We start from the raw sequence: 12623 nt of genomic DNA, 5'->3' as shown, positions 1-12623 counted from the left end.
GGGTTGCCCCAGGCCCGCCCACGCCGGAGGGGTTATTCCCCCGAGAAGCGAGTCTGAAACAGCCTTCGCTGTGACGGATGTTCGGCGTGAAACTCGGGCGGCGCAACGCCGCCCCGACGCAGGGCGTCGAGCTAGCACAGACCTCTTCAGGACGCTTGTCGTTGAAGCGTTCATCCCACTTCTAGTGCGCCAGTCGGGTGCATGCAAGAGACTGGTGTTTTATTAATCATCGGACCTCCGACCGCTCTCGCCCCGTCGGCCGCCCCCTGGACCCCGCTCCGGTCTCGGGTTACGATCAATCGCGGACCTCGAACCTCGGCTCGTTCCCGGGGGGCGACCGCAGCGGAGAGAGACGTCCGTGAGCCAGCCGAGTCATGAGCCGATCGCCGGAGACGGGCCGCCGCCCAGGCGTGCCGACCTCCCGAGCAGGCTCTCCAACCCTCGGCCTATCCCGTGGTGGACCTGGGGGCTGCTGGGATTCCTTTTCCTGGCCAATCTGCTGGCCTCGATGGATCGCTGGCTTTTCCCCGCCCTGGCCCTGCCGATCGGTCGCGAATTGGACCTCTGGGACGATCAGGCCGACTGGCTGGAGGCCCTGCCGCTGGTCGCCGCGGCGCTCTGGGCTCCCACGTTGGGCTACTTCGCCGACCGCGTTCGACGGCCTCGGCTGCTGGCCCTGGGGATCGCCGCCTTCGGCCTGGCGGGGGTGGCCTCGGGACTGGCCGCCACTTACCCGGCGCTCCAGCGGGCCCGCGCCCTGGTGGGCCTGGGAACGGCGACGGCTGGGGTGGTCTCCCTGACGATGCTCATGGACGTCTTCCCTCGCACGGTCCGCGCTCGAGCCCTGGCGGTCTACTTCCTGGCCGGGCCGGTCGGTGCGGCGCTCGCGCTGTGCCTCGGGCCGCCGCTGGCCCACGCGACGACCTGGCAGACGGCTTTCCTCGCGGCCGGCGCTCCGGCGCTGGTGCTGGCCCTGGCGAGCTTGACCCTCCCCGACCCCGTCCGCGGCCTCAGCGAGGGCGTGCCCGTCGCCCAACTTCGGCGGCACGAGTCCTTCGGGCCGAGCGCCGAGGACTACGTCGACCTGATGGTGAATTCCTCGTTCACCTACTCCGTCTTCGGGCTGACGTTCACGGCCTTCGCGATCAGCGCCCTGACGGCCTGGCTGCCGACCTTCCTGATGGGCGCCCGCGGCCTGCCTGAGCCGGTCGCAGCGACCTTCACGGGGACGCTTCCCCCTGCGGCTGCGGCGGTGGGGCTGCTCATCGGCGCCTGGCTGGCCGACCGCTGGGGGCGGACCGATCCCCGGGCCTACTTCCTGATCCCGGCGCTGGCGGCCGCCGCCGCCGTCCCTTGCTGGCTGGTGGCCTTCCTGGGCCCGAGCCGGCCCTGGCAACCGGCGGCCCTGTTCGCGACCGTCGCTCTGGCCTCGGTCAACCTCGGGCCTTGCTTCGCCATCCTGGCCTCGGTCGCCGCGCCCAACATGCGGGGCGTGGCCTGCGGCGCGGCGGTGGCCGTGGTCCAGTTGCTCGGCGACGCCTGGGCGCCTCGGCTGACCGGCTGGGCGGCTGAGTCCTTCGGCCAGCCCGATCTCATGGCCACGACCTTCGGCCGGGTGCTGGCCATGATCGGGGCGAATCCCCAGGTGGTCGGAGGCCGATCGCCGGAGAACGTGGCGGCCGCCTTGCTGTTCGCCGCTCCGACGCTGGCCGCCGCCGGCTTCGTGCTGCTCGCCGGCGCCCGCCACCTGCCTCGCGAAGCCGCCCTGATGCTCGCCAACCTCCGCGCCGCGCCGACGAGGTCGAGCGCGGGCCGGGCCGCTGACCCCAATTGAAACACGTATCCACCAGAACGCGTCTTTTCACTAGCCATCGATCGGAGAGCTTTCGAGATGTCCACTCCCATCCGGGTCGCGATCACTGGGGCCGGCGGCCAGATCGGGTACGCCCTGCTGTTCCGCATCGCTTCGGGCGCCCTCTTCGGCCCTGACCGGCCCGTCGCCCTGCAACTCCTGGAGATCACGCCCGCCCTGCCTTCGCTGGGCGGCACGATCATGGAGCTGGATGACTGCGCCTTCCCGCTGCTGACCGACGTCAAGGCGTCCGACAAGGCGGAGGTCGCCTTCGCCGACGCTGACTGGGTGATCCTCGTCGGCGGCCTGCCGCGCAAGGACGGCATGAGCCGGGCCGACCTGATCCGCGCCAACGGGCCGATCTTCACCGGCCAGGGCAAGGCGATCAACGAGGTCGCCGGCCCGAACGTCCGGGTCGTGACGGTCGCCAACCCCTGCAACACCAACTGCCTGATCGCCAGGTCGCACGCGCCGAAGGTCCCCGCCGACCGCTGGTTCGCGATGACGATGCTCGACCAGAACCGGGCCACGGCGCAGATCGCCAAGAAGGCCGGCGTGCCGGTCCCCTCCGTCAAGAAGATGACGATCTGGGGCAATCACAGCGACACCCAGTACCCCGACTACAAGAACGCCGAGATCGCCGGCGTCCCCGCCCCCAAGGTCATCCGCGACGACGCCTGGTTGGCCGACACCTTCATCCCGACCGTCGCCAAGCGCGGCAGCGCCGTCATCAAGGCCCGGGGCGCGTCCTCGGCCGCGTCGGCCGCCAACGCGGCGATCGACACGGTTTACAACGTCTACCACCCGACTCCGGCCGACGAGTGGTTCAGCACGGCCGTCGTCTCCGACGGCAGCTACGGCATCCCCTCGGGCCTGATCTACAGCTTCCCGCTGACCTCCCGCGGCGACGGCGCCTGGTCGATCGTTCCCAACGTCCCCATCGACGAGGACGCCCGCAAGCGCCTCGACGCCTCCGCCGCCGAACTCATCTCCGAACGCGACGCCGTCAAGGATCTCCTCGGCCCCGCCCTCTGATCCAGGCGAGCCCGAGTGTTGGCTCCGTTCGCAAACGGAGCCAACCGTCAGACCAAAGGCAAGTCCCTGGGACACAGGGACTTGCCTTTTTTCATGCGCGGGTTTGTTCGCGCACTTCTGCTCGCTCCGCGACCGTTCCATGTCCATTCCACACTCGAGTTGCCAAAGAACGGGTGGTTGGAAGACCCCTATATCCAATATGGCTCTGGGAGTCGTCCGAGTGCGCACGCGTCGAAGGGAATCGGTGGCCGTTCCCCGGCCTGGGACGGATGGGAGAGGCGGAGGAGCCTTCGATTCCTGAAACCACGATCGCGTAACGGGAGTAGCCATCGAGAAGAAGTTAGTCCCACCAGCCGTTTCCTTCTGATTCGAGGCGTCGGCGATGATTCTGAAATTGCGGGTTCTCGCAGCGGGCGTTGTCGTTGCATCCTCGATCGGGTGGGCGGTCGGCGGAGGGCCAGGCCGACCCGACGAGACAACGACCGGGAAGGCCGGTGGGCTGGATGCGGGAGACGGTCAGGTGGCGAGCGAGGATTCGCGAAGCGCCGGCACGGCCGAGACGAAGTACCTGTCGTTTCAGCTCATGACCGGCCTCCCCGGTTACGCCGGGCCGCCGCCCAGCCCGGGCCGGTCCTCGCTCTCGAAGGCTCAGTTGGAGGCGTTTGTGCGCGAACTCGCGCAGGCGATTGGGACGACCGGGGACGACCATCGAAAACTGAGTTTCGCCGTTGGACCGCTCTGCTTCGACATGTCCGACGATGAGACTCGCCAGTTCATCCGCGACGCCTTTGCGGTGGCCCGCGAGAACGACGTGGCGGTCGCGTTCCACATCGACGACTCGATGATGTGGGGGAAGCGAAAAGACCTCCTTTCCAACCCGGACAACCTCGAGTCGGCAGGCTGGGACGAGCCGCCGAACGCCGGCAGACGCGCGGACTGGGGACCAAAGCCGACCCGGTTTCCTCCCCAAATGTGCTTCAACAGCCCGGCGATCATTGCGGCGGTCAAGGACCGGGGCCGGTTGATCGGCGGGGAGATTCGCCGGGAGTCGGTGGAGTTGAAGGCCCAGGGAAGGTCGCACCTCTTCGCCGGCGTGATGACTGGGTGGGAGACGCAGATCGGCGACGATTTCGACTCGAACCGGCCGCTCGGATTCCGGGCGCTCGGGCATCGCGGGTTCAGCCGGACCAACCCGCCCCAGGACGCGGATCTCGAACGGTCGAGGATCGTCAAGGAGTTCATGGAGTTGTGGGCTGACTCGCTGCACGACGGCGGCGTCCCCCGCGATCGGATCTACTGTCACATCGCATTCACCGACCAGGGCTTGAGAAAGGCCGACGCCAAGGAATCTTTCGCGGAGAAGGTTCATTTCGCCGTGCCGGAGGTGGCCTTCAGCCCCGCGTACCGTCCCGGGTTCTCCACCTATCCCGAGGGAGCGACGTTCGCGGAGATTCGCGCCTTGCTGGCGAAGCACGGCTCTCCCGCGTGGATCTCCGCCGAGGGGACCAACGTCTCGCCCACGAGCATGCCGGGCGAGCCGACGATGGAGACGTACCTGGGCCGGATGTTCAACCACGGGGCCGTGATGACGAACGTCTTCTCATGGGGGATCGGCGGCGCGGCGATGCGCGACAACTTCTTCCGGAAGGCGACGGAGAACCCCGAGGCGCTGGCCGCTTATGCGAAATTCCTAAAGGGAGAACCACTCGTCGAATCCGCCGCGACGGGATTCTCGAGCAAGGCGTTCCAGGACAAAATGCGTCGGATTCAGGCTGAACTTCCCGCCTGGGTCCAGAAGTCGGGCGGGCAGGCTCGCGCGATGCCCCTGATGCAGAAGATCCAGGGCCTTGTGACGGAGAAGAAGTGGGTCGAGGCGGACAAGGTCGCCGACGAGGTTCTGTCGCTGATCGGCGTCGACCCCGAGAAGGGCGGAGCGGCGGCGACCTCGGTTCAGGAACGCTTGCCGGCCAAGATCCAGAAGCTCCAGAAGGGGCTTCCCGCCTGGTTCCAGGGGGACCCCGATCGGCTAAGGCGAGCGACCGAGCTCATGAAGGCGCTCGAAGCGCGGCTCGAGGCGATGGAACTGCAAGAAGCCGAGAGGGAAGTTGACGCCGGACTGAAAATGATCGGCGGCGGATCGCCGTCGGCGGAAGATGAGCCGAAGCATCGTTGATGGACCTTCAGCCTCGTCCACCGACGAGACTCGTCGCAGGCCGGCCGCTATGATGTCGGCATGAAACGCAAGATCGACCTGGTGCTGGGCCTGGCGGCTCTCTCGACGGCGATCCTCCTGACGGCCGTGGCGTCGGGCGACGTCCCGCTGGGGATCCCCGGCGAATGGGTCTGGCCCCGGATCATCGAGGATCTTCCGGTAGGCGGTCTGCTGATCGCGGGGGCGGGCGTTGCTGTCTACGGGGCCTTCGCGGCGGCGGGCTTTCGATCGCTCGGGGCCGTCGAGGTCAGCCGCCGTCGCGAAGCGGCCTGGCTTTTCGGCCTGGTCTTGGGCGCCTCGGCGGTTCAAGCCGTCGTCCCGATCGGGGCGCCGGGGAGGTACGGCCTGGAGCGGTGGGGAGTCATCCACTGCTATCGCGTCTGCACTGGGTATTACGACGTCGTGAAGGAACAGGTCGGGCCCGATCCCTGGGCCTTCCTGGCGGACTATCCGCGATGGGTCCGCGCACAAGGGGCGGGGCATCTGGGCGTCCATCCCCCGGGGCTGATCGCGGGGTATTGTGGACTTCTCGCCCTGACCGAGCGACACCCCGCGGCGGCCGATTTGCTCAACTCGGCGATGCCCTCGTCGACGGCCGACGGTTTCCGACAGGTGGAGGTCGGCATGGGCATGACGATCCCCGCCGCCGACCGTGCGGCGGTTTACCTGGCGACCCTGATCACGCTCTTCGCCTGCGCGGGGACGGTCGCGCCGTTGTACCTGCTGGCCCGAGAATCACTGCCTCCGCAGGTTGCCTGGGCCTCGGCGATCCTCTGGCCTCTGGCCCCGGCCGCGAACCTGTTCCAGCCGCTGTCGGACGTCGCCTATCCGTTCCTTTCGGCCTGCGCGCTGGCCGCCGCAGCCTGGGCGGCTCGATTGAGGTCGAGTTCCGACGTATCCACCCTAGGAGGGGGAAGGCCGTTAGCGAGTGTTCTCGGGTGGGCGTTCCTCGCGGTCGTTTCCGGGGCGGTGATGGGATTCGGCATGATGTTCACGCTGGCCCTGCTGCCGGTGGGCCTGAGCGTTGCGCTTGTCGTCATGACCACCCGCGGGCTGGGTCTGACTCGTGGGCTTTCGGTGATCGTCGCGATCGGCGCGGGGTTCCTCGGAGTGGTCGCGGCCTGCTGGCTGGCGACGCGCTCCGACCCGTTCGCCACCTGGGCGGCAAACCTGGCGAACAATGCCCGGTTCAACGAGGGGATGCGCGGATCTTACCTGACCTGGCTGATCTACAACCCGTTCGAGACCGCCATCGCGGCGGGGCTGCCGGCCTTCATCTGGGCGGCGATCGGCCTGACGGCGGGCCGTCGTCTCGTCCCCCGCGCCGCGTGGTGTACGCTCGCCGTCCTGGCGATCGCGGACCTTTCCGGGCGCAACATGGGAGAGGTCGCGAGACTCTGGATCCTCTTCCTCCCCCCGCTGTTCCTCGCCGCCGGCGTCGGCCTGAGGCGACTTAATGCAGGCTTCCAGGCGGTCTTCGTCACCGTCGCCCTGACCGGCGTTCAGACGTTGGGCCTCCAGTGCATGATCCAGCTCGTCTACCCGCCCTGACCCCCGCACATCGCGACGTCGGCGACAAGCCCGACCAACCCAGGGGTGAGCATTTATTTGCGTCTGTTCGCGACGCGCTTCTCGGCCGGTCGACTTTCTGGGCCTGGATGAACCGTCACCCCCTTGAGAACGTGGCTGACGCCGACCCGGGCCTGTTCTAACACGCGCGTGTCTCCGGTCATGACCCAGGCGAAGTTCGCGCGGACGAGCATCGCGGTGACCTCGAAGACGAGCTGGTCGATGTCGGCGTCGCGCGGCAACTCGCCCGAGGCGACGGCCTGGCCCAGCGCCCCGGCGAACTGGGCGAGCCATCGCGCCTGCATGTCCATCACCCGGTCATGGGGCCGTCCTGGGCGCGAGGCGAGTTGGACTGAGACCGTCGCGATGAAGCAACCGCCCGGGAAGACCCGCCGCTCCAGGTGGCTGAGGAACGCCTCAACCAGCGCCCGCACCCGTTCGAGGCCCTCCGCCGACTCGCCCGCCGGAACCAACACGTCCCGGTCGAAGATCTCGGCGGCCGTCTCGATCGTCGCCAGCTCCAGCTCCTCCTTCGACTTGAAGTGGGCGTAGAGACCGCTTTTGCTCATGCCGATGTGCTGGGCCAACTCGCCGATCGACAGGCCCTCCAGCCCGCGCGTGGTCGCCAGATTGGCGGCCGCGAGCAGGATCGTACGGCGGCTCTCCTCGCCGTCCGCTCGCGGCTTTCGCTGCGGCCGCCATTCCTCATCCCGATCTGATGCGACACCGCCGCTTGTACCAGACATCCCGGCTCGCTCCCCCACTCGATCGCCCCCTCGAAATAAACCCGATCATTCCCGCTTGACATTCTAGCACGATCGGTCGTATTATCAAAAGTACGAACGGTCGTGCTGTTTATCCTGGTTCATTGGATCGGCGAGCCTGGATTAGGCGCGACCTGGAAACGACGCCATTCGGCGCGTGGACGACGTTTATCAGCGGATGATCGTCAGTCCTTCATTCCGAAGGAACTGCCCGGTGTGCGACCGGGCCCGCATCCAGACAGCTTTTTCCTGACGCCCCACATCGGGCTCGCGGGGAGTCCGCGCGCCCTCAACGCGAGAGGAGCTTTGAGATGGTCGGTCGCGTCCTGATCCTGGCCTATGGCACGGCGTCATACGCTTTGTGCCTTGTCGCACTTCTCTACGGCGTCGGATTCATCGGCGGTTTCGTCACGCCGACAACGCTGGACGCCCCTCGGCAGGGGTCGGTCGGTGTCGCGCTGGCGGTCGATCTGGGACTGATCGCCCTGTTCGCGCTCCAGCACAGTGGAATGGCCCGGCCGGCGTTCAAGCGGTGGTGGACCCAGTACATCCCCAAAACCGCCGAGCGGAGCACTTACGTACTGCTCTCAAGCCTGGCGCTGCTGCTTCTGTTCTGGTGTTGGAGGCCGATCGGCGGGGTCGTATGGGCGGTTGAAGATGCGGCGGGCCGGGCGATGCTGTACACGGTCTTCGCCGTGGGCTGGGTGATCGTGCTGACGGCGACCTTTCTGATCAACCACTTCGACCTGTTCGGCCTGCGGCAGGTGTGGCTGCAGTTCCGCGGCCGTCCCTACACGCCCCTCCGTTTCAAGACCCCGGTGCTGTACAGGGTGGTGCGTCACCCGCTCTACGTCGGCTGGCTGCTGGCCTTCTGGGGGACTCCGCAGATGACTTCGGCGCACCTGGTCTTCGCCGCTGCGCTCACGGCGTACATCCTGGCCGCGATCCAGTGGGAGGAACGCGACCTGGCCGAAGCACACCCCGAATACGCCGCCTACCGACGGCGGGTACCGATGTTGATCCCACGCTGGCGGAGCCTCGCCGCGGGCGCGGACCGGACCTCTCTGACGACGTCGAGGCGCGCTCTCTCGTGGGCGCGACGCTCCACGGAGCCTCGCCCCGTCCAGGATCGGTGAGCGCCGACACGAGGAGTCGAACGTGGAGAGCCCCGTTTCCTGTCGACCGGCTCCTTCGCTCCAAGCGAGGCGAGAGTCGGCCCCGGCCGACCGACGGCTGGAGGCCGAACGCCGAACGCTCGGCCGGACGACCGTTCGGGCTCTCCGAGGCGTTTCCGCAGTCTGGACTTCAAGGGCGATACCGGAACTTGGCGGCGGCCTTACTCGCCGGCGGTTGACCGGTCCAGCCGAGTTGGATGGCGGCGTCCTTCTTGAGGGCGTCGCGCGCAGGAGCGACGAATCGATAGGTGTTCGGTCCGACCTCCGAGACTTCCGTCAAGCATGTCCCGCCCACGTAGAGCGCGGGACCCAGGGCGCGAATGGGGATCGGAGCGTCGGTCTTGACGACGAACTCGACCGCGTCGTTGCTGGCTGCGATCGCGGACTTGAAGTTGCGAGGCTTGCGCGGCTCGTACTTGATCGTGCGGGTCTTGACGTCGATGACGTTGGGCATTGCCGTCTCCGCGCGGGGCGGATCCGGCAAGCGTTGCCCGGAATCGGTGCTCATCTTCGACTCCTCAGCCTCAAGGTTTGACGATTTGCAGGTCGTCGAACGCCGTGGCCCGTTCGTCGTTCCGGTCGCAGGCGATCAGCAGGGCTCTGACTTTCGTGAGCGTCAGTTTGCGGTTGCCGATCTTGAAGCAGTCGGCCTTGAACCGGATCGTGTTCAGCATGGATTTGGTCCGGAACGGATGGGCATACGGCCGAGGGAGCCCACCCACGGCGTCGACGTCGACGAATGCGGTCACGCCGTTGGCGTCCTCGACGCCGAGTTGGAACCCGGAGGCTCCGTTCGGCACGCTCCCTTGAGTCCGCACGACCTCGGCGGCCCGGATCCAGATCTCCTTCTTGGTCAGGTCCTTGCCGCCGATCTCCGAGCGAAACAGCCGGCTCGAGCCGCCAGGCCCAGTCACCATGCCGGTCGTCAGGCCGAAGAAGGAACCGTTGAACGCGCCTGGAGCGGGCCCCCCGGCGGGAGCCTGTGCGAACGGGAACTCGTCGGCGATGAGCCCGCCCGACTGTGCGGTAGGCAGATTGAGCGAGTTCTTGCCGATGCCGTTCCCGTCCTCATGGTTGTCGATGGTCGTCTGGCCGTTCTTCATGAACGACGTGTAGACGTTCTGGTGCAGGACTCCGCCCGGCTTCTGGTAGCCGGCCAGGTAGACTTCGGTGGCATGACCCAGGAGGACGGATCGGAAGAACGCGCAGCCGTACGACGAGAGGATTCGCTCGTGCTCGACGCGCGGAATCCTGGGCGGCCCAACTCCATCGTCATTGAGCCATTGCCGGTTGTAAAGGTTGTGGGACGTGAAGTGGACGTAGAGCTGGGACTTGTACGGGTCCGGGGAGGCCTGGTCGTAGAACTGGGCGCCGTTGTTGTCGACGACGTCGCCGTCGCCGGCAGGCAGGAGCGTCATGAACGCGTAGCCCTTGGGCTGGATGGTGCTCAGGCCCGCCCAGAACCGGAAGTTCGTCGGAGCCAGCGCCAGCACGCCGCGGATGGTCACTCCAGACAGTGAGATCACACTGGGGACGGTCACGACCGCATCACCACCTCGCGAATGCCCCATCAAGCCCAGCCGCTTGAAGTCGATTCGCTGAAAGAAGGTGGAGGTGATATCCGCCGCCTCGGCCTGGAAGTGCTTGATCGACTCGATGATCAGGTCGGCTCGGTCCTCGATGTTCTGAACGCCGCCGCCCGGGCCGTTCAGGGCGTTGCAATCGACCGACACCGCGATGATTCCCATCTTCGCGAGGTCGGCCTGGAAATAGTCGTAGCCCAGGTAGCTGGGATCGGCCGGGTTGTGGTTGCCGTGCGCCATGACGACGATCGGCGCAGGGCCCAGCTTGGTCAGCCGCTTGTTGAACGGCTGGTTCTTGCCGTCGTCTTCGGCCGGGTAGTAGACGCTGCCCCTGACGCCCGCTCCATTGTCGTATTCGGTGTTGCCGACGGGAAAGAGGTCGAGCGCCGCGGGATTGCCCGTGATCGGTGGATCGACGCAGGCGACCGTGGCCTGAAGCGCAGTTCTCCCCTTGCACCCGGCCAGATCCTGAACCACGACCACGGTGTCGCCGAACTTCAGCGTCGTGTTTAGATTCACGACGGGCGCTGAGCCGGTCCCGGCAGGACTGCCGTTGACCCAGACCTTGATGACGGCGCCGGATGCGGAGCTGACCACGGTGATCTGCACGTCGCCGGCCTGCACCGGCCCGATGTGAGGCGCAGGGAGGCTGGAGCACGGCTGCACTGTGGTGGTTCCGGGCGGGCTGGTCGGGTCGCCGGGGCACATGGCCTGGGTGGCTGAGAACGTCTCACCCGAACTGAAAGGCGGATTCAAACCGAGTTGGAGGCTCCCGCCCCAGCAGCCCCACGTACCCTGATTGACGCCCCCGCGAAAGAGCGTGACCTTCGCGCCGTTGACGATGTTGGTCACGACGAGCTGTTCGCCGCCCGCATAGATCGGTTCGAAACCCGGCGTGGGCGGCGGCGAGGCGGCGGTCTGAGTGATCTGTTCCACCGAGGGCGGGCTGACGTCCTTGCACAGCTCGAACCACGCGCGAACGTGCTGGTTCAAGTTGTAAGGCGGGCTGACGTCCACTCCCTGGTGTGGGTTGCAGCCCACAACCTTGCCGACCGTGGCCCCATCGGCCGTGATCCAGACGGTGCCCCCCGCAAGCAGGTTGTCGACCCCCGTGCGGATGCCGCACTTGTAGACCGGCGCGGGGTTGATCTCGGGTCGAGGCGGACCAGCCGGAAAGTCTTTCGTGTGGTCGAGCGCCGTCACGGGCGCCGACCAGTCGCTCACCCCCGGACCGAGCATCTGCCTCGCACGAACCGCCTGCCCTGCCGTCAGCGGCGCAGGCAGCTTCAACGTCGCGCCGACGGGTTCGGGGAAGCCCACAGGTTGGGTGACGACCGAAACCCCGGCGACCTCGATCTCGATCGTCGCGTGCGGCACGAAGCCGTACACCGTCACCGCGACGGCGCAGGCGTACGGCTGGGCGAGGTAGGGGGGCGAAAGTAGTTTCGGATCCTCTTTCAACTCCAGCCGGTCGCGTGGAACTTCTTTCTCATCCATCGCCTGGGCTCCCTTCACCTTGCCGGAAACAGTCCAAAAGCTCGGCGTCTGAGCAGCGTCCCGGATGATCGCTCCGTCAGGAACCCGCCTCGGATCTTAAGGCTGGTTGTGGGCAGGCTCGGTTCTCTCCGCATGCTTTGCCTTCTCGGCGTCGAGCCGGGTCGATCCCCAGGCGGCCGGCGCCTTGTCTGAATCCCAGCTTCCCTTGAGCCAGTTGTTCCATCCGTCCCCCACGCTCCATTCGCTCTCGCCGTCGGAATAGAGGATCAGGGTGAACTTCCGGTCTTCGTCGAAAAGCTCGGTGAATCGGTTGGTGTGGCGGACGAATTTGAAGGTGATCGGCGGCAACCCCGCAGGCCTTGTCTCCTTCCAATCGCTGCCGTCGCATCCCGAGATAGAGCCGAACTGACCGTTGTCAGCCGGATAACGCCAGGTGCGTGGGACGGGCTTTCCGTCGTCGCCCAGTCCCGGGGCAAGCAATGCGACGACGATCACCGCAAACCGGGTCATGTTTGGACTCCCCTGGAGGAACGGGGCTGAGAGAAGTGGTGGAGCTGATTCAGCTCTATCCTTATTTACGCACGAGGCGCCCGCAGGATTACAACGAGGCGTCGCTTTGCCAGGGCCAGGTGGGATCACGACGCCCGTCATCAACACCCGAGGAAGTCGCAGCCGCTCGCGGAGGTGAAGGTGAAAGCGTCTCAGCGGCCAGCGCAGGGATCATGCGAGCCAGGATCCGCGCCTGAGGCGGCACTCGTTGGCCAGATACCAAGGGAGGCCTCGCGACGTCCGCTCCGGGCTGCGTCGAAGCTCGGCGCGGGCGGGGAATCGGTCTGATCGTCGTTTTCCGATCGGCCGCCGAGAATCGTTCGTGCGGGATGCAGAATTCTCGACCAGGAATCGCGATCTGGGGCCACGGTGTTTGATAGAGCGGCT

Annotated in this window: 9 protein-coding genes; 5 read left to right on the top strand and 4 right to left on the bottom strand. The window is 66.8% G+C overall.

What is annotated here, in order from left to right:
* The first annotated feature begins 358 nt into the window (after positions 1–358).
* The 4 genes from G5C50_RS07265 (at position 359) to G5C50_RS07250 (ending at position 6650) form a co-directional block, all read left to right on the top strand.
* The gene (locus G5C50_RS07265; RefSeq protein ID WP_165067087.1) at positions 359–1834 is read left to right on the top strand and encodes a spinster family MFS transporter; all 1476 of its coding nucleotides are present in this window, start codon (positions 359–361) and stop codon (positions 1832–1834) included.
* A 57-nt stretch (positions 1835–1891) separates the two neighbouring features.
* Positions 1892–2887, top strand: a complete 996-nt coding sequence (locus tag G5C50_RS07260; RefSeq protein WP_165067084.1) for a malate dehydrogenase — start codon at positions 1892–1894, stop codon at positions 2885–2887.
* Between the two features lie 520 nt (positions 2888–3407).
* Positions 3408–5060 (top strand): hypothetical protein, encoded by a 1653-nt coding sequence (locus tag G5C50_RS07255; RefSeq protein ID WP_240907000.1) that lies wholly within the window; start codon positions 3408–3410, stop codon positions 5058–5060.
* Positions 5061–5120: 60 nt separating this feature from the next.
* Positions 5121–6650 carry a hypothetical protein gene (locus tag G5C50_RS07250; protein WP_165067082.1) on the top strand — a complete coding sequence of 510 codons (1530 nt, stop codon included), beginning with the start codon at positions 5121–5123 and terminating at the stop codon, positions 6648–6650.
* 53 nt (positions 6651–6703) lie between these two features.
* Here G5C50_RS07250 and G5C50_RS07245 read toward each other — a convergent pair whose 3' ends face one another.
* The gene (locus tag G5C50_RS07245) at positions 6704–7414 is read right to left on the bottom strand and encodes a TetR/AcrR family transcriptional regulator (RefSeq protein ID WP_165067079.1); all 711 of its coding nucleotides are present in this window, start codon (positions 7412–7414) and stop codon (positions 6704–6706) included.
* 329 nt (positions 7415–7743) lie between these two features.
* Between G5C50_RS07245 and mddA the strand changes: the two genes are divergently transcribed.
* Positions 7744–8568, top strand: coding sequence for a methanethiol S-methyltransferase (gene mddA, locus G5C50_RS07240; RefSeq protein WP_165067077.1), 825 nt, complete (start codon positions 7744–7746; stop codon positions 8566–8568).
* Positions 8569–8737: 169 nt separating this feature from the next.
* Here the strand turns inward: mddA and G5C50_RS07235 are convergent, their stop codons facing one another.
* The 3 genes from G5C50_RS07235 to G5C50_RS07225 form a co-directional block, all read right to left on the bottom strand.
* The gene (locus tag G5C50_RS07235) at positions 8738–9115 is read right to left on the bottom strand and encodes a hypothetical protein (protein WP_165067074.1); all 378 of its coding nucleotides are present in this window, start codon (positions 9113–9115) and stop codon (positions 8738–8740) included.
* A 16-nt stretch (positions 9116–9131) separates the two neighbouring features.
* Positions 9132–11687, bottom strand: a complete 2556-nt coding sequence (locus G5C50_RS07230; RefSeq protein WP_165067072.1) for an alpha/beta hydrolase — start codon at positions 11685–11687, stop codon at positions 9132–9134.
* Between the two features lie 96 nt (positions 11688–11783).
* Positions 11784–12197, bottom strand: coding sequence for a hypothetical protein (locus tag G5C50_RS07225; protein WP_165067069.1), 414 nt, complete (start codon positions 12195–12197; stop codon positions 11784–11786).
* Positions 12198–12623 lie beyond the last annotated feature (426 nt).

The sequence above is a fragment of the Paludisphaera rhizosphaerae genome (assembly GCF_011065895.1).
Classification (GTDB): domain Bacteria; phylum Planctomycetota; class Planctomycetia; order Isosphaerales; family Isosphaeraceae; genus Paludisphaera; species Paludisphaera rhizosphaerae.
This window is presented reverse-complemented; position numbering and strand designations above follow the sequence as displayed.